Raw genomic sequence first — 20,144 nt, forward strand, 5'->3', positions numbered from 1 at the left:
CTTAGAGGAACGATAAACATGAACATGAACTTGAGACTTGAAAATGATTGCGCAGGTCCAATCATGCGAACATAAAAAAACGCTGACCAAAGGTCAGCGGAACATCCCCCATAACTTGATGAGGTGAAAGGTATTTTTCGGATCAATTTTTTGTGCCAAAACAAAGGCTGTCAACTGCTCTTCCTGTGTATCGGTAAGCGGCTCCTTCAAAATGTTTGCCGCCGATTTCACCAGCCGCTTCACTTTGCTGCGGTCCTGCAAATCCTGTTTGCTCACGTCCGCAAGCAGCAGCTTGACGCGCTCCTTTGTCGGAGTATGTTTCATTTTCACCTTTACACGCTCGACCAGCTCCGGCCGAATGCCGAACTTTTTGTAGCTCACTTCTGGGCACCTCCATGTTAAGACCTAGGCCAGCAATTCTTTACTATATGCCGCCCTGCCCCGGAAGTTGCTTTAGTCCAGCAAATCCCCTTGGAAAATCTGTTCGCGCTCAAGCCGTTCACGCAGCGGAGCATACTCCGGCAGCTTCCAGAAATCCTCACCTGCGACCAGTTCCGCCGCATCATCACGCGCCTGCTCCAGCACCGCAAAATCACTCGACATGTCCGCAAGCTTGAACTCCGGCAGTCCGCTTTGCTTTGTCCCGAAAAAGTCCCCCGGCCCCCGCAGCTCCAAATCGCGCCGCGCTACCTCAAAGCCATCATCCGTATCTGTCATGACCTTCATCCGCTCCTGGCCTGTCTCCGACTTGGGATCGGCAATCAGAATACAATAGGACTGATGCTCTCCGCGGCCTACACGCCCCCGCAACTGGTGCAACTGGGAAAGTCCAAAACGCTCGGCATCCATGACAATCATCAACGTCGCATTCGGCACATCCACCCCAACCTCGACGACCGTTGTCGATACAAGCACCTGCGTCTCATTGGCCCCGAACTGCCGCATCGCCTCATCCTTCTCCGCCGCCGGCATCCGGCCGTGCAAGAGGCCTACCCGGTAATCCGGGAACGCCTGCTGCATCTGAATATGCAGATCAATTGCATTTTGCACATCCAGCTTCTCGGACTCCTCAATTAAGGGGCAAATGATATAGGCCTGCCGCCCTGCCGATACTTCCCGGCGAATAAAGCCGAGCACACGTTCCAGCATTTCATGCTTCACCCAGTAGCTCTTGATCGCCTTGCGCCCTTTCGGACGCTCGCGCAGTGTCGACACATCCATATCGCCAAAGGCGGTAATCGCCAGCGTGCGCGGAATCGGAGTCGCCGTCATGGTCAACACATCCGGATTCATCCCCTTCCGGCGCAGCACACTGCGCTGGTTCACTCCAAAACGGTGCTGCTCGTCCGTCACCACAACCCCAAGGCTATGAAAGACGACACTGTCCTGAATGAGAGCATGCGTGCCAACTGCAATCTGGACCAGCCCCATCTGCAGACCGGCAAGTACATCCCGCCGCTGTCGCTCCGTCATACTCCCTGTCAGCATACCAACCTGAATATCGTACGGTTCAAACATCCGTTGTAAAGAACGCATATGCTGATCGGCCAATATTTCCGTCGGCACCATCAAAGCGCCCTGGTGGCCAGACGTCACCGCCGCATACAGTGCAATCGCAGCGACCACCGTCTTCCCCGAACCGACATCGCCCTGCAGCAGCCTGTTCATACAGTAAGGCTGGCGCATATCATGCAAAATCTCATTTGTGACCTTCTTCTGCGAGTCCGTCAGTTCAAAGGGCAGTTGCCTGACAAACGCAAGCACAGCCTCATTGTCAATCTTATGGCTGACCCCGTCCATACGGTCGCGGTTCCAGGCCCGGTAAGCATGAAGCTTGAGCTGGAACAGGAACAGCTCCTCGTATACCATGCGGCGGCGGGCCTCCTGGCCTTCGCGCGTATCCTCAGGGTGATGAATGCGCATGATGGCCTCGCGCCTTGGCATCAACTGGTGCTGCGTCACAAGCTGTCGGGGCAGCACCTCTTCCACCATCGTGCCATACTGAACGAGCGCCTGCTGCACCGTTTTTCGCATCCAGTTCTGGGTGATCGATCCCCCGACCGAATAGACCGGCTGCAGCGTACCGGACTTGGCCGACTTGCTGCCCGGAAATTCAGATTCCGATACGGTAAGCTGAAGACGGCGCTGATCCCATTTGCCTGTCAGCACAATCTCCCGTCCGGGCTCCAACTGATCTTTCAAGTAATGGCGGTTAAAAAATACCCCCGTCACCAGCCACTGGCCGACTGCCACCTTGCAGGACAACCGGGATTTGGAACGGCCGTAGCGCTGCATGACCGGTGCGCCCATAATTTTACCCTGTACCGTAATTTTTTCCCCATCCTTCACCGCCGACAACTCGCGAATCCGGTAATCCTCATAGCGAAACGGATAATATTCCAGCAAATCCCCGACCGTATGAACGCCAAAGGCGTGGAGCTCCTGTTCTTTGGGAGCACTCACGCCTTTAACTTGCCGGACGGAAATCTGATTAATATGCAATGTCATGATTTCAACCTCACGCTCTTGTCATAAAAATTGCCGATGTTCCCGGGCCGACATGCGTGCCGATTACGGCGCCAAGCTTCGTATAGCTGACCTCGCGAACATCAAAATGCGCCTTCGCCAGCTCACACAGCTCCATTGCATTGCCCTGATGATGCGCCCAGGCCATTGAAATATTGACCGGCACGCCGCTGAAATCCTCCTTCAGCAGCTCCATAATACGGGCCATCGCCTTGCGTTGTCCCCGCACCTTGTCAACAGACGCAACCATGCCTTCACCATCAACGATCAAAATCGGCTTGATATTCAGAATCGAACCGAACAATGCCGCCGCCTTGCCGATTCGGCCGCCCTTTTGCAAGTATTCCAGCGTATCCACAAGAAAATAAAACCGAATGTCCTCGCGCAAGCGGGCGATCTCATCCAAAATCGCCTCCTTCGAGCTGCCTTCGAGGGCCATTCTGGCCGCTGCAATAACCGGCAGGCCAAAACCATAGGAAGCCGATTTGGAATCGAGAATTGTAATCTCATCCTCCCGCTCCATCAGAGAACGTGCGAGAACAGCCGATTGATAAGTTCCGCTGAACGCGGAAGAAAGATGAACCGATATAATATGCGCCCCCGGATTCTCCTGCAGCAAGCGCTCATAGATTTCCATAAAGTCAGCCGGTGAAGGCTGCGAGGTAGTCGGCAAAGAACTGGACGCCGTCAGTTTCTCGAAGAATTCATCCGATTCAATCGTAACCGAATCCAGATAAACCTCCTGGCCAAAATGAACCTTAAGCGGCACCAGCACGATACCAAGCTCCTCCCGGACCTCGCGGGATAAATCCGCCGTACTGTCTGTAACGATAATCACCTTTGCTCCCATTATCCTTCACGCCCTTTCATTCCCATTATTCTACGGCAAAAAGGTACGGATATAAAGGCTGTCCGCCGCTATGCACTTCGAGTTCGATCTCGGGATACGTCTCCCTGAGCCAGTCCGCAAGTTCTTCTGTCGCAGTCTGCGGGGCATCCTCACCCGTCAGGACAGTTACCAGCTCGCCGCTGTCGCCAATCATCCTGGCGAGCAGTTCCTTACATGTTTGCTGCAAATCCGGCGAAGCAGAAACAATCGCCTTCTCCCGAATGCCGATGTAATCACCAGCGGAAATCTGCAGATCGTCAATAACGGTATCACGCACTGCATGCGTCACCTGACCCGATTGTACAAGACTTGCAGCATCCTCCATGAATGCTTCATTGCGCTGCGGCGTCTCATGATCCTTGAACGCCAGCAGAGCCGCAAGTCCTTGCGGAATAGAACGCGTTGGCAAGACCGATACATTCCGCTCGCTCAGTTCAGCTGCCTGCTGGGCAGCCAAAATAATATTGCCGTTGTTCGGCAGAATGAAAATATGCTCAGCTGGCAGCGAATGAATAGCCTGGACGAAATCCTCCGCGCTCGGGTTCATCGTCTGTCCGCCCGACAGCACGATGTCTACATTGTTATCGAGGAAAATATTTGCGATTCCCTCACCCATCGCGACGCTGATAATACCGTACGGAGCCAGCTCATGCACCTCCTCAGGCGCTGTAGTCGGGGCAGCTGTCCCGGTAAGCACCTCCGGCATTGCTGCGGCCAGCTCCTCATCCTCCTGGCTGACATACCCGTTCCAGGCCGGTGCCGTATCCATCGACTCATCATATACCGTACCATCATGGAGCAGATCGCGGTGCTGCTCACGCATATTCAAAATCTGAATATCCGTCAACTCGCCGTAAGGCAGAGCCAGATTGAGCACATCGCCCGGCTTGCGGGAATGGACATGCACCTTGATGATGTCCTCCTCCACGATGACCAGAATGGAGTCGCCATCCTGTGCCAGCGCCCGCTTGAAGGACGCTTCATCGAAGCGCACTCCTGAAGCTGCTCCCATCGTCCGCTGAATAAAAAATTCCATATCATATAAAAATTCAATTGTCTCTGTAGCAAGCCTCGACTGCGCTGTCGCAGACGCAGAAGATACGGACGCCGCTGTCGGAACTGCACCAGGTACTGTTCCGGCAGCCGGTCCCTTGACAGGCTTCACCGTTGCAGACCTGACCTGTTCTGTCCTGCCGGCAGTGCCGCCATCCGGCACAGCAGAGGCTGCACCGCCGGCACCTCCTGATAACGAGCGCAGCCCTTGCAGGAAACCCTCATAGATGTAAACCAGGCCCTGTCCGCCTGAATCCACCACGCCAACCTGCTTGAGCACAGGCAACAGCTCCGGGGTTCTGGCGAGCGCCTCGTTCGCTTTGCCGCATACCTCTTCCAGCAACTCGGTCATATCCTGAGTGCGGCGCGCATAGTACACCGCATGCTTGGCAGCCTCCTTCGCTACCGTCAAAATTGTGCCTTCAACCGGCTTGACCACGGCCCGGTAGGCCGTATCCACTCCCTGCTGGAGTGCGGCGGCGAACTGTACCGTCCCTACCTGCTCCAAGCCAGCCACACCACGGGAGAAGCCGCGGAACAGCTGGGACAGTATCACGCCTGAATTGCCGCGTGCGCCCATCAGCAGCCCCTTGGACAGCACCTCTGTTACTTTCGCCAGCGAATCCGAAGGCTTGCCGCGCAACTCCTGCACACCGGCCCCCATCGTTAAATTCATATTGGTTCCCGTGTCGCCATCCGGAACCGGGAATACATTCAGCGCATTCACATGATCTACATGCCGCTGCAAATTATTTGCTCCTATAAAAACCATTTCAGTAAAGTCGCTTCCATTAATAAAGCGCTTACTCATATGGATATCCCTCCCTACCGAGATACGCGTACGCCCTGGACAAAAACATGAACATGATCGGCATGAATGCCGACAACCTCATTCAGCACATATTTGACCTTGGATTGGATGTTATGCGCTACTTCAGAAATTTTTGTGCCGTAGCTTACGATGATGTACAAATCAATATGCAATAATTCATTCTCCCTGCGAACCTCCACGCCACGGGACAGATTCTCCCGTCCGAGCAGTTCTGCAATGCCGTCCTTCAATTGCTTGCGGGATGCCATGCCTACCAGTCCATAGCATTCCATAGCTGCAGAACCTGCAATAACAGATATAACTTCATCGGCAATATAAATGTTTCCGGATTCATTATTCATCTGAATGGGCACGGTGCTCACTCCCTTTTGTTCAAGTATGCTTTTACAAGCTTCATCGTCGTTTATGATAAGAAAATCCAGGCTGCATTTCGCAAAACGCTGGCATCAGGCCAAATAGAGGCCTTAACTGCTGTCTGCCACAAAATGATATAGGCCTTCAATCCAGCAGCGAAACAAATCTGCCTGCAAGGAGCGCAACTTCACTTGCGTACATCCGCCGCAAGAATCTAGCACTTCTATGTATGGCCGCTTTATTCACACCCGCCCTGTATTTAGGACTAATCAACATTGTACTATAAAAAAAAGGGATATAGAAGACAAACAAGCTGAAATTCATCATCAAATCGGGTAATACCTGCTTTTTTCTTAATTTTAAGGTCATTTCTGCAACATTGCAAAGCCTTCTGACTGCAGGCTACCATTAGGATAACCAAATTTATGCGAAATGAAGCGGACTTGGGGACTAGATTTCAATTCCGGTTTATGCTATGATATTTTAGTGTTTATTTGCAGCGGTATGTAATGGAATGAATTCCAATGATTCAGTTGTACTAGCAGTTCTTGAAGGAGGTGTATCTCAATGTCTCGCAAATGCTTTATTACAGGCAAAGGCCCAAGCACTGGCAACCACGTTTCTCACGCCAACAACAAAAACAAACGCACCTGGGGCGCCAACGTACAAAAAGTTCGCATCATGGTTGACGGTAAGCCAAAACGCGTTTATGTTAGCACACGCGCGCTGAAATCCGGCAAAATTACCCGCGTTTAATTGAAATTACACATTCAAAAAGCACCTGATTTTTTTCAGGTGCTTTTTTTATCGTTTCACGCCGTTTTCATCCGCTATGCTTCGCTTGTCTCGCAAAAGCATAAGCCTCGTCCTCCAAGACGGCGACCTGACGCAAGCCTCCACCGCCGATTAACGCTTAAGACGCTGACATTAGCGTTACGAACAGGCTGCCAACTGGCAGGCACTTGCATACAGCGGCTGCCGTCAGGCCTGAACCTGCCCGGTTGCTTAAGATAAGCAGCCGTCCAGATTCAAGCGCTATGCCTTGGACACAGAACCGATGATGAACTCGCCCGTGCAGGAGCCTGATCCGGTATACATGTTGTCATTGACGAATTGTTCGACAGCGGATGCATCGGAACTAGTTTTTTTGGAAGGTGTTCAGGACTGCTTTTACAAATCCCCCCAAAAACTTTGGCAACTTGATCGTGTAAAATTTCATGCTCCATCCCTCCTCAGCCACGCTCATCGAATTCGGTTTATTATATTCATGACCACACAAAAAAGGTTACACGAGAATCAATTTCTCATGTAACCATCCTATGCGCCGCAAGGCTGTCCTATTCCATAGCCGGATTAAGGCATCGAAGGCAAAAGTTCCGGCTTCACCGCATATAAATAGGCAGTGAGAGGAACAAGAATAATTATAAAAAAGACGAGCGAGATGAGAATAAAGCTAATGCGGGTCGACCATTTTTCATAAATTCTGAAAAACCGCAGACCAAGCAGAAAGGCGCCCAGCGAAAAAACAAATTTAAATATGCCCAAACCCGGAAACATCGCAAAAACGATTAACAGAATGCCGCAGGCCAGGCCATATAAAATGACAGCCCAGAAAGCCCGCCACCACTCGCTCATCAAGCGCCTCCCGGACGCAGCGCAGCAATAGCCGCAGCTCTGTCTGATTCGTTGAATACCGCGCTGCCGGCTACGAGCACGCCCGCTCCTGCATCACGTACCAATGCCGCTGTCCGGGTATTCACACCGCCATCAACCTGGATCAGCACATCGCTTCTGCCGCGCTGTGCAAGCATCTCCTTCAGACGGGCAATCTTGGATAATGAGCTCTCAATAAACTTTTGTCCGCCAAAGCCGGGATTGACCGTCATAATGAGCACCAGATCCAGATCATCCAGCACTTCCTCAATCGCCGATAGCGGTGTTCCCGGATTAAGTGCAACGCCTGCCGGCAGCCCCTGCTCGCGAATCATGTGCAGGACACGGTGCAGATGCACACAAGCCTCGGCATGAACGGTGATGCGGTTGGCTCCGGCACGGACATAGTCGTTAATATACTGGTCAGGATTTGAGATCATCAGATGAACGTCAAAGATAAGCTTCGAATGCGGACGGATCGCACCGACAATAGGAGCGCCAAACGTCAGATTCGGAACGAAGTGGCCGTCCATGACATCAATATGGAGCCAGTCTGCTCCCTTGCTCTCCACATCTGCTATCTCTTCAGCAAGACGCGAAAAATCAGCCGACAACATCGATGGTGCAATTATAGACATGGATCAGTACCTCCGCTTTTTATCTTTCATCTCTTCCATAAACAGCGTGTAATTCCGGTGACGGCTGGACTCGATGCTGCCTTCCTCAAGCGCTTCCAGCACCGCGCACCCCGGCTCATGAATATGGGTGCAGCCCCGGAATTTGCAAGAAGGCGCAAGCTCCCTCATTTCACGGAAGCAGTCGCCAAGCTGCTCAATGCCAAGCTCTGTAAAATCAAGCTGGCTAAAGCCCGGCGTATCGGCAACATAACCGCCGCCGCCCACTTCAATCAGCTCCACATGACGTGTTGTATGCTTGCCCCGCCCAAGCCGGTTGCTGATCGCAGCCGTCTCCAGCCCAAGGCCCGGTACTATCGCATTGAGCAGGGAAGATTTCCCTACACCGGACTGTCCGGAGAACACGCTCAGATGGCCCTTCAGCCGCTCATGCAGCTCAGCAATCCCCTCTTGGCGCCGGGAGCTGGTGTTGAAGATTTCATAGCCGATAGGCTGATAAATACGCTCAACCGCCGCTATTGCAGCGGCCGCCTCCTCGGAGACATCCTCGCTCTCAGTCAGGTCACCTTTGCTCAAGCACAGCACCGCTTCAATCCCGGCATGCTCGATATGAACCAGGAACTTGTCCAGAAGCTGCAAATTAAGCGCCGGCTCCGATACGGAGAATACGAGCACCGCCAGACCGATATTTGCAACGGGCGGGCGGATCAGCTCCGAGGTGCGCTTGCGCACCTCATCAACCATCCCCTCTCCGTTCTCAGTCAGCGTATATACGACACGGTCGCCAACAAGCGGAGAAAGCCCCTTTTTCTTGAAGATGCCGCGTGCGCGGCATTGAATCACGCCTGGAGCTTTCTCGGAGTCATCAGGCATGACATAATAGTATCCGCTGAGAGCCTTGACGATCCGGCCCTCGCCCGACTTGTTACTCGTCATGATTGCCTTCGTGATTCTGGTTGCCCCCTTGGTTGACATGTTCATTGTCGCCTTCATTATGTACCGGAGGCTGCTCCTCCGTTACCGGATCTGGAGGCGGCGGAGCCATTCCAGGCACATTCTCGCCCTGGGAGCCCCCTGCCTGAACCTGCTCATACGTTCTTGTGAAAGTATCGACAAATTGATTATCCCGGTGTACCATAACGACCGCTTCCTTGCCCGGAGCCAGGATGACCTTGACAGGAATCGTCGTCCAATCGGAAATCTTTTGGCTGCAGCATTCAATATTTTGCCCCGTTGCATCCGAGTAGACGATGCGTACATCGCTCGAGGTGCCCAATTGAGCCGGCGCAACGTTAATGTTGAAAGTAAACTCCTTCGCATCAGCCGGAAGTCCCGAGCTGACCGTAATCGTAATTTCCGTGCCCGTAGGCACCTGGGTTCCCGCTTCATGAGGGAACTGTTCCAGCACCTCGCCCGCAGGACGGTAGCTTGGCTCCTGGACAATCCCGTTGCCCGGACCAAGCTTCAGCTTGTTGTCGCTGATCTTCTTAATCGCTTCCTTTTGGGTAAGCCCGACAAGATTAGGCATTTCCAGCGTTTCAAGCCCTTTGCTGACCTGGAACTTCACCGTGACTTGACCGACCTGGAACTGGTCGCCCTTTGTCGGCGTCTGGGAAATGATCGTCCCCGCCGCCTGCTCCGAAAAGACCTCTTCCTTCAGAATCTGGTCATCTGTCAAGCCCATGTTTTGCAGACTTGTTTTGGCGTCTGCATACTGCTGCCCCACATAATCAAGCATCTCTTCCAGCACCGGTCCGGTGCTGACATACAGCCGGACATAAGAACCGGTCTTGACCATCATATTCTGCTTGGACTGCTGGAACACCTGATCCTTGGGGATATCAGGCCTGGCTTCATAGATGATCGGGTCCTCGGGCAAAAGACCGGCTGCCTTAAGGTCCGCTATGGCCTCCGCCTCCGACTTGCCGACAACATAAGGAACATGAACCTCATCGGTCTCCAAATCGCTCAGAAATACACGCAGCCCCCAAAACAGCAGAACCAGCACCAGCAAGGTCCCGCCGAAAATAATGACCGGCTTTACCCATCTTTTTCTCCTGGGCGGCCCGCCTTCCTGCCGGCGGTCAACGCTTGCTTGCGCGTTGTCGTACCCCGGACGCTCGCGCTCCCGGTCATAAGCCGGTTCCGAGGCGTACATATCGCCTCCGCGGATGGCCGGCATCACACGGGTAACTTCCATATCGGCGTCAAATTCCAGCTTGTCCTCATCCACCCGGTCTGTTGAAAGACAGCTTTCCAGATCCTTCAGCATTTCAGCGGCGGAAGCATAGCGCTCAGACGGATTTTTGCGCATGGACCGCAAAATAATATTTTCGACGCTTTGCGGAATGTGCCGGTTCACGGCGCGCGGCTCTTCGAAATGGTCCTGGAGATGTTTCAGCGCAACACTAATCGGGCTTTCACCCAAAAACGGCAGCTTTGCCGTGAGCATCTGATAGAGCACAATCCCCAGCGAGTACAGGTCGGATTTCTCACCTGTGTTGACGCCCTTGGCATGTTCCGGAGAAAAATAATGGACAGAGCCGACTACAGAACCGGCTTGTGTAATCGTAGAGGAAGTGACGGCACGGGCAATCCCGAAATCGGTCACTTTGACCCTCCCATTTTTGCCGATCAGTATATTATGCGGCTTAATGTCGCGATGAATAATTTGATTATGATGGGCATGCTCAAGCGCATCGCAAATTTGAGTGGCGATCTTTACGGCTTCCTCTACCTGCAGAGGAGCGCGATGCGAGATCACCTCATTCAAATTGCTGCCTTCCACATATTCCATAACAATATAATGTGTGTCATCCTCTTGCCCGACATCATAGATGCTGACTACATTAGGATGAGATAAAGCTGCGGCAGACTGGGCCTCGCGGCGAAAGCGGCGGATAAACTCCTCGTCATGGACAAACTGCTGACGAAGCACCTTAACCGCCACATTGCGCCCGAGCAAAATATCATGCGCCTTGAATACCAGCGCCATGCCACCCTCACCGATCCGTGCGAGAATCTCATAACGGCCGCCTAATTCATGTCCGATCATGTTATCCTCACCTCTTGCTCCTTGCTTGTATCGGCGTCATTGTACAGCAGCACAACCGTGATGTTGTCATCGCCTCCCGCCTGCAAAGCAAGCTCGACAAGCTGCTCCGCCTTGGCGTCGAGATTCAACCCGCCGGCCTGTACCGTATCCACCATCTGTTGTTCACTGATCATGTTGCTCAGTCCGTCGCTGCACAGCAGCAGCAGTTCGCCCGGAGCCCATTCCAGCGTCCGCACATCCACCTCGACATCTCTATCGGTCCCCAATGCCCGTGTCAGTACATTGCGGCGGGGGTGATTGGCTGCTTCCTCCGCACTGATCTGGCCTGTCTTGGCCAGTTCATTAACGAGTGTATGATCATCCGTAAGCTGTGTAATATAGCGATCTTTGATCTTGTAAGCCCGGCTGTCGCCAATATACGCAATAACAGCTTGCTGCTTGTCGGCAACAGCTGCAACGACCGTCGTCCCCATATTATGGTACTGCTCATTTTGAGCAGCCATATCGTAGACAACAGCATTCGCCTGATGTATCGCCTGAACGACATGATGTGCGGCCTCTCCGCCATCAATGACAAGCTCTCTGCCGGCAAGCGCCTCGCGAAAGGTTTGCACCGCAAGCTGACTGGCTACGTCTCCTGCCTGATGTCCGCCCATACCGTCCGCCACGATAGCAATTGCTACCATACCGTCCTCCTGGCCGACCCAAGCCTGATCTTCATTGACCAGCCGGATACGGCCGATATCACTTCGATTCGCCGTAATCAAACTCGTATCACCTCGCCTGAGATTCCATATGTTTGGCCCGCAATTGGCCGCATGCTGCGGCAATGTCATGACCCTGCTCCCTGCGGATTGTCGCATTGATTTTCTTGCGTTCCAGTATGCGCTGGAATTCGAAAATATCTTCACGCGGCGTGCGCACATATTTGCGCTCCGGCACGTGGTTGACCGGAATCAGATTGACGTGGCAGAGCATGTCCTGCAGCACGTCCGCCAGTTCTTCCGCATGCTCCGGACGGTCATTGACACCGCCGATCAACGCGTATTCAAAGGTGATGCGGCGTCCGGTCTTCGCCAGATAATAGCGGCAAGCCTCCATTACTTCCTCAAATGGGAAACGCCGGTTGACAGGCATCAGCTTGGAACGCAGCACATCATTCGGGGCGTGAATCGAGATCGCCAGATTGATCTGTGTATTTTCCTCTGCAAATTTGTACATGCTCGGCACGATTCCGCTAGTGGATACTGTAATGTGGCGCTGGCCGATATGAAGACCTTTCTCATGAATCATAATACGCAAGAAATTCATCGTCTCGTCATAATTCTCGAACGGCTCTCCGGAACCCATAATGACGATGCTGGAGATTCTCTCACCAGTGGCGTCAAGCATTTGCTGGGCTGTTACGACCTGGGCAACAATCTCGCCCGCTGTCAGGTTGCGCTTCAGTCCGCCAAGCGTGGAAGCACAGAATGTGCAGCCGATCCGGCAGCCGACTTGTGTGGTCACACAAATGCTGTTGCCATAATTATGGCGCATGACAACCGTCTCAATCGCATGGTTGTCATGCAGTCCGAACAGGAACTTGACTGTCCCGTCCTTCGATTCGAATTTCGTAATTTCTTCCAGCGTTACAAAAGCAAACTGGTCATGCAGCTTCTCGCGCAGCTGCTTCGGCAGATTGGTCATCTCTTCAAAGCCTGTGACGCGTTTCACATAGAGCCAGTCAAAAAGCTGGGCCGCGCGGAAAGCGGGCTCTGAATTGTCTTTCATCCATTGCTGGATTTGCTCCAGCGTATAGTCATATATGAACGGTTTCATTTGATATCAACACCTGTTTCTGTTAGCTGTCGTTGGCGCTGCTGAGTCCAGTCAGCGCCACGCCTATTTTACCATAAACGGCCTCTCCAATACTACAAGGCCTCTTTATCCCCGTCTGCGCAGACGGGCGATGAAAAATCCGTCACTTCCGGCCTGATGCGGCAGCAGCTGCACCATACCGCTAAAACTGTCGCCTATAGCGCCCTTGTCCTTCAAGGAAGCCAGCACTGGCATTGGCCATTGCGCATCCAGCTCAAAGTCCTCATGCTCCTTCAGGAAACGGTCTACCTGCTCCTCGTTCTCCTTCCGCTCCACCGTACATGTGCTGTACACCAGCACACCGCCAGGGCGGACAAGCTGTGAGCATGAAGCCAGCAGACGGCGCTGCACAACCGTGATGGCCTCAATATCTTTTGGTGTCTTGTTCCATTTCAGCTCGGGCTTGCGCCGGATAACCCCAAGACCGGAACATGGGGCATCCAGCAGGACAACATCCATCGAGCCCGGGGCAAAATGCTCCGCAAGCTCGCCCGCATCGCCGCTCATGGTTTGAATGCAGGAGAGGCCCAGCCTCTGCGCCTGATCATCGATCAGCTTCAGCTTGTGCGGATGAAGATCATTGGCAAAGACACGGCCCTCATTATTCATTTTCTCCGCAAGATGGGCCGTCTTGCCGCCCGGAGCAGCGCAGCAATCCAGCACCTGCATGCCCGGTTTCGGATCAGCCGCCTCAGCGACCAGCATCGAGCTCTCATCCTGCACGCTCCAAAGCCCGTCCCGGAAAGACGGCGTATCGGCCAGGTTGCCGCCGCGTTCCACGACGATGCCCTGCGGGGCCAGCTCCGACGGTGATGCTGACATCTCCTGCTCCCGCAGCCGGATGAGCGCCTTTTCGCGGGTAGAGCGCAGCCTGTTCACGCGAATGCTGGAATGCGGCGGCTCATTGTCCGCTGCGCACATCGCCTCCGCCGTCTCTTCCCCGTACGCGCTGATCCAGCGCTCAACGAGCCACTTGGGATGTGAATATTCAAGCGCCAGACGATCTGAGGGGGCCAGTCCCTCCGGAATAGTCAGTTCGTCACGCCTGCGCAGCATATTGCGCAGCACGCCGTTGACCATCCCGGCAATTCCGGCATGACCGCGGCGCTTGGCAATCTGCACCGCTTCATTCACGGCCGCATGCGGCGGAACGCGGTCCAGATAGACAAGCTGATAGACGCTCATTCGCAGAAGCTGCCGCACCCACGGCTCCAGCTTGTTCAGCCCTTTGGCGACAAACTTTCCCAGCCAGTAATCCAGCGTTCCCTGGCGCTGAATCGTCCCGTAGACCAGTTCCGTGGCCAGGCCCGCATCGGCGCGGGACAGCCCGGCATCCTGCAGCGCGCGGTTTAACTGCAAATTGCTGTATGCCTGGTCCGTCTCCACCCGGCGCAATGTATCAAGCGCGATATCCCGCGCTCCCAGAGGACGGCTTGCAGAAGGACGCTTGCCCTTGCTTTGCTGCGTCATTGCTCTTCACCGCCAAACATGGCATCCTCGGGAATTCGTGCCCCTTTCAGCCAATCCGAGGCAGGCATGGCCTTCTTGCCCGCCGGCTGAATCGTCGTCAGCTCCAGCAAGCCGTCCCCTGTCTGAACAAATAATTTCCCGTCATGCGCCGCTAGCGCCCCCGGCAGCTTCTGCTTCAGGCTGCCAGCCGCTGTACTTCCGCTTGCCTCCAGGCATTCCCTCACTTTGAATGCTTCCCCCTGCAAGAAGGTAAAGGCGCCTGCCATCGGAGAGAGCCCACGAACCTGGTTGTAAACTTGCCGGGCACTGCGGCTCCAGTCAATCTGCTCGTCCTCGCGAGACAAGTTTGGCGCATAGGTCGCTTCCGCATCATTTTGCGGGACCGCAACAGCCGTACCGTCAATCAGAGACGGCAGAGTCCGCCCCAGCAGCTCTGCGCCGGCTGTACTCAGCTTGGCGAATAGAGTGCCTGATGTATCTTCCGGCTCAATCGGCACTTCCACACGGCTGATCATGTCTCCGGTGTCCAGCCCCTCAGCCATATACATAATCGTAACGCCCGTTACAGCCTCTCCATTGATAATCGAGCGCTGGATCGGGGCGCCCCCGCGATACTTGGGCAGCAGCGAGCCATGAACATTAATGCATCCAAGTCGCGGCAGCTCCAGCACACCGACGGGGAGAATTTGCCCGTAAGCGGCTGTTACGATCAGGTCCGGCTTGTACGCCGCCACTTCTGCTACTGCCTCCGGTCTGCGCATCCGCTCCGGCTGCAGCACCGGCAGGCCGCGCTCCAGCGCCGCTTCCTTGACAGGCGGCGGCGTCAGCGTCTTCTTCCGGCCCTTGGGGCGGTCGGGCTGTGTGACCACAGCCACGACGTTGTAGCCGCTATCCAGCAGCAAATTCAAAGAAGGGACGGCAAATTCAGGCGTCCCCATAAATACAATGCGCATGCCGTCAGCCTCCATTCGGGCGGGGCCTTGCTGTAATGTCGTAGACATTCTCCGCCAAATCCGTGAACAGAATGCCGTTCAGATGATCGACCTCATGCTGGAAGGCACGGGCCAGATATTCTGAAGCCTCAACGATGATTTCATTGCCGTCACGGTCCTGCCCCTTCACCTTGATATCCTTATACCGCAGAACATCGCCATTAATATTCGGAATGCTCAGACAGCCTTCCGGTCCAAGCTGCTCCCCGCTTTTCTCAATGATCTCCGGATTAACCATCTCGATCAGCCCGTTATCATCACCGACATCCACGACAATTACACGCTTCAAAATGCCGATTTGCGGCGCGGCCAGACCTACCCCCTCCGCATCATACATCGTCTCTGCCATGTCGCGGAGCAGCTTGTGCAGATTGGAATTGAATTTCGTTACTTCTTTGGCACGTTCCCGGAGAACGGGATCTGGCTCTTTTACAATAATACGAATGGACACGGCTATTCCCTGCCTTTATCTGAAATTTTATGTGGAGTAGCATGATGAGCAGGCGCACTGCCATGGCTTTTTGTCACAATTGATTTGTGAAAGCTATCAAGTGTGCACGGCACACGGCATTGCCTGCGGGCCATATGGTGTCCCATACTGCACCGAAACACATCTATGCCTATTGTATACGTACAGCTTGCCATGTGACCGGTCTATTAAAAAATTTTTATTCTAAGAGGCCAAAAGCGGCCGCCCGCTAAGGGCAAACTTGCTGAGTAAAAACTATGCGATTGCCGGCCGCATTATGGCTGCATAATGGCTACATAATTACCTGAGGATCAACATCGACACTGAACTGCACCTTGCCCTGCTGCGAACCTTCCTGCAGCGGTGCAAGCGCCTGCCGGACTAAGCCGACCGCATCGACGCTTCCCCGATATTTTATCATACATTGAAAACGGTAGCGATCCTTTAGCCTTGGAATCGGCGAGGCGACCGGACCAAGTATGCTCATTACACGCTCCTGCCTGCTGCCAAGATCACCCAGCACGCCCTGCCTTGCCGCGAGCTCGCGCAGCCCTTCGGCGAACAACTCCCCCTGCTGGACAAGCAGCGGCAGCTGTTCATGTGACATCGTCACCAGCACAAGCCGGCAAAACGGCGGATACGACAGCAAACGCCTGTGCTTCAGCTCCTCTTCCAAAAACGCGTCATAATCATGCAGTTTTGCCGTCTGAATCGAATAATGCTCCGGCATATAAGATTGAATGACAACCTGTCCCGGGAGATGATGGCGTCCCGCCCGACCTGCTACCTGGGTAAGCAGCTGAAAAGTCTTCTCTGCCGCACGGAAGTCCGGCAGATTGAGACTGGAATCCGCAGCAATAACCCCAACCAGCGTCACAAGCGGGAAGTCGAGTCCCTTGGCGACCATTTGGGTGCCAAGCAGCACATCAGCCTTGTGCTGGCCGAATTGGGTCAGCCACTTCTCATGCGAACCTTTCTCTGTTGTCGTATCGACATCCATACGGATTACCCGGATGCCGGGGAACAGCTTGACGAGTTCCTCTTCTACCCGCTGCGTACCCGTCCCGAAAAAGCGGATATGCTCGCTCCCGCAGTCCGGACATGTCTCGGGCGAGCGCTCCGCATGGCCGCAGTAATGGCATCTTAGCATACGCGTCCGCTGATGATAGGTCAGCGAAATATCGCAGTGCGGACAACCCGCCGTATAGCCGCAGGAACGGCACATGACAAAGGTTGAATATCCCCGGCGATTGAGCAGCAGTACCGCCTGCTCACCGCGCTCCAGACATTGCTGGAGCGCGCTGTGCAGCCGGCGGCTGAACATGGAACGGTTGCCATCCTTCAGCTCCTCGCGCATATCCACCACCTCGACAGGCGGCAGCGGCCTTCCCAGCGCCCGCTGCGGCAGCGGCAACAGCGCACCGCCTCCAAGCTGAAGCGATGCGCGCCGGGCGGCCATGAAGCTTTCCAGCGACGGTGTCGCTGAGCCGAGTACGACCACTGCGTTATGCTGCCGGGCCCGCTTGACCGCAACCTCGCGCGCATGATATTTGGGCGTCTCCTCCTGCTTGTAGGAAGACTCATGCTCCTCATCGATTATAATCAGTCCGATTTGCTCAAACGGAGCAAAAATAGCCGAGCGGGCGCCGATCGCCACCTTCACCCGCCGCTCCTTGATCTTGCGCCACTCATCATAGCGCTCCCCGCCGGACAGACGGCTGTGCAGCACGGCAACCGCATCGCCAAAGCGGGATTTGAACCGTTCAACCATCTGCGGCGTCAGGGAAATCTCCGGCACCAGCACGATTGCCTGACGGCCCTGTTCAATACATAGGGCAATGGACTGCAGGTAGACCTCCGTCTTGCCGCTCCCGGTCACCCCTTGCAGCAGAAATACTTTGGACTCCCGTGCTATGACCGTCCGCGTAATTGTCTCATATACATCCGCCTGCCCCGGCATGAGAGCAAGCGGCTCGGATATACCAAAATCGCGTCCGGCATACGGGTCCCGGTCCTGCTGTACTTCACGCAGCTCAACAAGGCCCTTATCCGCCAGCGCACGCACACTCGAAGCGGAGCCGCCAATGTTCCCGAGCAGCTGCTGAAGCGCAATGCCGCCTTCGGCAGCTGCTATTGCCTCCAGCAGCTCCCGCTGCTTGGCAGCGCGCGCCGGCAGCTTGGCCATCTCTTCATGAAGCTGATCTGCATCAAGAGCCGGGAATACGGTCAGCACCTTCTTCACCGCCAGGCGGTCCTTGACTGCTACCCGCTCCGTCAACTCCCCGCTGCGCAGCGCCGCAGACAGCAGCAGCGTCCATTGCGGAAAGCGGGTCTGAAGCGCATCCAGCTTGACCATCCCATGGCGGGCAATATATTCGCGCAGCTCCCCGGGCAGACCGGACATTCCGTCACTGGAACTGCTGCCTGCCAGAGTATTGCCAGACTCGTTGCCCAGCGCAATATACCGCTCTGCCTTGCCCTTCAGAGCCGATGGAATCATCGCCTGCAGGGCGGAAATCCAGGTGCAGCAATATTTTTCACTTATCCACTGCGCCAGCTCAATCAAGTCCGGCGACAAGGGCGGTACCGGGTCCAGCAGTTCAGCTACGGGCTTCAACCGGCTGCCCGATACCTCGGATTCATCAGCCAGCCCTACAACAAAGCCCTGCAGCGTCCGTCCGCCAAAGGGAACGCCGACCCGGCTGCCAACCCCGATCCAGCTCTCAAATGCCGCGGGTACCTCATAATCAAAGGGGCGGTCGGTCTGCCTGCTCGGCACATCGACAATGACACGTGCAATCATTGTCCCCCTGCTCCTTTGCCTGTGGACAGCCGCTCAGCTGCCAGATTCATCAGCCGCTCGGCTATCTCGCGCTTGGAAATCATCGGCCAGGAGGCAACTTCGCCTGAGGAATCAAAGATTTGCACAATATTCGTGTCCCCGTGAAAACCCGCACCTTCCTGTGACACATCATTGCCGACAATCAGATCGCAGTTTTTGCGCCGCAGCTTGTCCATCGCGTAGTGCTCCAGATTCGACGTTTCCGCCGCGAAGCCGATAAGAAGCTGATCTTGTTTGCGCTGGCCCAGTGTCTCCAATATATCCGGTGTCTTTTCCAGTTCAATGACAAGCGTGCTGCCCGTCTTTTTCAACTTTTCACCGAATTGGGCCGCAGGCCGGTAATCAGCTACGGCAGCCGCCTTGACCACAATATCTGTAACATCGAACCGGTTCAGCACTTCCTTAAGCATTTCCTCAGCTGACTCCACCTGCACCAGATCTACATCGGCAGGCGCTTCGGCAAAGGTCCGGGCGGCAATTACCGTGACCTCAGCCCCCAGTTCTTTGGCAGCAGCCGCGATCGCAAAGCCCATTTTTCCGGAGGAATCATTGGTCAGATAGCGGACCGGATCAATTCGCTCCATAGTTCCGCCGGCTGTGACCAGCACTTTTTTGCCCTTGAGCACTTCAGACCGCTGAAAAAATTGAACGGCCGCCTCCGCTATATCTTCCGGCTCAGCCAGTCTGCCCTTCCCTACATAACCGCAGGCCAGCAGCCCGACGCCAGGCTCGACAAAACGAACTCCCCGCGATGCGAGCAGCTTCATATTATGCATAACAGCCGGATGCTCATACATATGAACATTCATAGCCGGGGCGACAACCACGGGAGCCGTTGCAGCGAGCAGTGTCGTGCTCAGCATATCATCCGCCAGCCCGTGGGCCATCTTGGCAATCGCGTTGGCAGTCGCAGGTGCAACGATAATCAGGTCCGCGCTGTCTGCCAGATCAATATGGGAAACGACAGACGGGTCCTGCTCATCGAAGGTATCGGTATAGACAGAATGGCGGGAGAGCACCTGCAAGGTTAACGGTGTGATGAATTTGACCGCCGATTCCGTCATGATTACCCGCACATCCGCACCAAGCTTCACAAGCTTGCTGCATAATGCAGCTGCCTTGTAAGCAGCGATTCCCCCTGTAACGCCCAGCACAATTGTTTTTCCCTTCAGCATCATCGAAGCCACTCCCCATTCTCTTGAACAACCGGATTCCATAGGCTCCGGTCTAAATATCAAACGGCGTGCCAAACTACCCCCTTAAAGGCAAAAAACTGCACTGATGCAGTTATGAATATCCGGATAGTCTAGCGTAAACGACTTTGCCGTCCTTGGAAAGGACGGGTAAAAACTTCGTTTCGCGTTATATGTTAAAAAAATAACAACCGCTGGGGTTGTCACTGTAGTCAAAACCATTTAGTTGTCGGCCTTACGGGAACAGCCTGCCTGCTGCACCTTGCGCCCCAAGGCAAAATATATAGACCTTGCTTGATCAAGGGCGGTCTATATATTTTC

Annotated in this window: 18 protein-coding genes; 1 reads left to right on the forward strand and 17 read right to left on the reverse strand. The window is 54.6% G+C overall.

Annotation, left to right across the window (positions count from 1 at the left end):
- Positions 1 to 93: 93 nt before the first annotated feature.
- From H583_RS0116830 to H583_RS0116850, 5 genes are all read right to left on the reverse strand, one after another.
- Positions 94 to 381: a stage VI sporulation protein F gene (locus H583_RS0116830; protein WP_028561488.1), complete on the reverse strand. Its 288-nt coding sequence runs from the start codon at positions 379 to 381 to the stop codon at positions 94 to 96.
- A gap of 72 nt (positions 382 to 453) precedes the next feature.
- Positions 454 to 2,508 carry an ATP-dependent DNA helicase RecG gene (recG, locus tag H583_RS0116835; protein WP_028561489.1) on the reverse strand — a complete coding sequence of 685 codons (2,055 nt, stop codon included), beginning with the start codon at positions 2,506 to 2,508 and terminating at the stop codon, positions 454 to 456.
- 10 nt (positions 2,509 to 2,518) lie between these two features.
- A complete protein-coding gene (locus tag H583_RS0116840; protein ID WP_028561490.1) occupies positions 2,519 to 3,376 on the reverse strand; it encodes a DegV family protein in 858 nt (285 codons plus the stop codon).
- A gap of 25 nt (positions 3,377 to 3,401) precedes the next feature.
- Complete coding sequence (locus H583_RS0116845; RefSeq protein WP_028561491.1) at positions 3,402 to 5,279, reverse strand: DAK2 domain-containing protein; 1,878 nt, start codon at positions 5,277 to 5,279, stop codon at positions 3,402 to 3,404.
- A 14-nt stretch (positions 5,280 to 5,293) separates the two neighbouring features.
- Positions 5,294 to 5,653, reverse strand: coding sequence for an Asp23/Gls24 family envelope stress response protein (locus tag H583_RS0116850; RefSeq protein ID WP_028561492.1), 360 nt, complete (start codon positions 5,651 to 5,653; stop codon positions 5,294 to 5,296).
- 568 nt (positions 5,654 to 6,221) lie between these two features.
- Between H583_RS0116850 and rpmB the strand changes: the two genes are divergently transcribed.
- Complete coding sequence (gene rpmB / locus H583_RS0116860) at positions 6,222 to 6,410, forward strand: 50S ribosomal protein L28 (protein WP_028561494.1); 189 nt, start codon at positions 6,222 to 6,224, stop codon at positions 6,408 to 6,410.
- A 382-nt stretch (positions 6,411 to 6,792) separates the two neighbouring features.
- Here the strand turns inward: rpmB and spoVM are convergent, their stop codons facing one another.
- From spoVM to coaBC, 12 genes are all read right to left on the reverse strand, one after another.
- Entirely contained in the window at positions 6,793 to 6,873 is an 81-nt protein-coding gene (gene spoVM, locus H583_RS33245; RefSeq protein ID WP_036709866.1) for a stage V sporulation protein SpoVM, read from the reverse strand.
- Between the two features lie 134 nt (positions 6,874 to 7,007).
- Positions 7,008 to 7,289, reverse strand: coding sequence for a hypothetical protein (locus tag H583_RS33250; RefSeq protein ID WP_036709868.1), 282 nt, complete (start codon positions 7,287 to 7,289; stop codon positions 7,008 to 7,010).
- Positions 7,289 to 7,945, reverse strand: coding sequence for a ribulose-phosphate 3-epimerase (rpe, locus tag H583_RS0116875; protein ID WP_028561495.1), 657 nt, complete (start codon positions 7,943 to 7,945; stop codon positions 7,289 to 7,291). The genes H583_RS33250 and rpe overlap by 1 nt, the downstream gene beginning before the upstream one ends.
- A 3-nt stretch (positions 7,946 to 7,948) precedes the next feature.
- A complete protein-coding gene (rsgA, locus tag H583_RS0116880; protein WP_028561496.1) occupies positions 7,949 to 8,878 on the reverse strand; it encodes a ribosome small subunit-dependent GTPase A in 930 nt (309 codons plus the stop codon).
- Positions 8,868 to 10,997 (reverse strand): Stk1 family PASTA domain-containing Ser/Thr kinase, encoded by a 2,130-nt coding sequence (pknB, locus tag H583_RS0116885; RefSeq protein ID WP_028561497.1) that lies wholly within the window; start codon positions 10,995 to 10,997, stop codon positions 8,868 to 8,870. Before pknB ends, rsgA begins: the two co-directional genes overlap by 11 nt.
- Positions 10,994 to 11,764: a Stp1/IreP family PP2C-type Ser/Thr phosphatase gene (locus tag H583_RS0116890; RefSeq protein WP_028561498.1), complete on the reverse strand. Its 771-nt coding sequence runs from the start codon at positions 11,762 to 11,764 to the stop codon at positions 10,994 to 10,996. Before H583_RS0116890 ends, pknB begins: the two co-directional genes overlap by 4 nt.
- 7 nt (positions 11,765 to 11,771) lie before the next feature.
- Positions 11,772 to 12,818 (reverse strand): dual-specificity RNA methyltransferase RlmN, encoded by a 1,047-nt coding sequence (gene rlmN / locus H583_RS0116895; protein ID WP_028561499.1) that lies wholly within the window; start codon positions 12,816 to 12,818, stop codon positions 11,772 to 11,774.
- Positions 12,819 to 12,923: 105 nt separating this feature from the next.
- On the reverse strand, positions 12,924 to 14,327 hold the full coding sequence (rsmB, locus tag H583_RS0116900; RefSeq protein WP_028561500.1) for a 16S rRNA (cytosine(967)-C(5))-methyltransferase RsmB: 1,404 nt from the start codon (positions 14,325 to 14,327) through the stop codon (positions 12,924 to 12,926).
- Positions 14,324 to 15,280, reverse strand: coding sequence for a methionyl-tRNA formyltransferase (gene fmt / locus H583_RS0116905; RefSeq protein WP_028561501.1), 957 nt, complete (start codon positions 15,278 to 15,280; stop codon positions 14,324 to 14,326). Before fmt ends, rsmB begins: the two co-directional genes overlap by 4 nt.
- Positions 15,281 to 15,284: 4 nt before the next feature.
- Positions 15,285 to 15,770 (reverse strand): peptide deformylase, encoded by a 486-nt coding sequence (gene def, locus H583_RS0116910; protein ID WP_028561502.1) that lies wholly within the window; start codon positions 15,768 to 15,770, stop codon positions 15,285 to 15,287.
- 310 nt (positions 15,771 to 16,080) lie between these two features.
- The gene (gene priA, locus H583_RS0116915) at positions 16,081 to 18,591 is read right to left on the reverse strand and encodes a primosomal protein N' (RefSeq protein ID WP_028561503.1); all 2,511 of its coding nucleotides are present in this window, start codon (positions 18,589 to 18,591) and stop codon (positions 16,081 to 16,083) included.
- Entirely contained in the window at positions 18,588 to 19,805 is a 1,218-nt protein-coding gene (coaBC, locus tag H583_RS0116920; RefSeq protein WP_028561504.1) for a bifunctional phosphopantothenoylcysteine decarboxylase/phosphopantothenate--cysteine ligase CoaBC, read from the reverse strand. Before coaBC ends, priA begins: the two co-directional genes overlap by 4 nt.
- Positions 19,806 to 20,144 lie beyond the last annotated feature (339 nt).

It is taken from the genome of Paenibacillus pinihumi DSM 23905 = JCM 16419 (assembly GCF_000422505.1).
Lineage (GTDB): Bacteria > Bacillota > Bacilli > Paenibacillales > Paenibacillaceae > Paenibacillus_D > Paenibacillus_D pinihumi.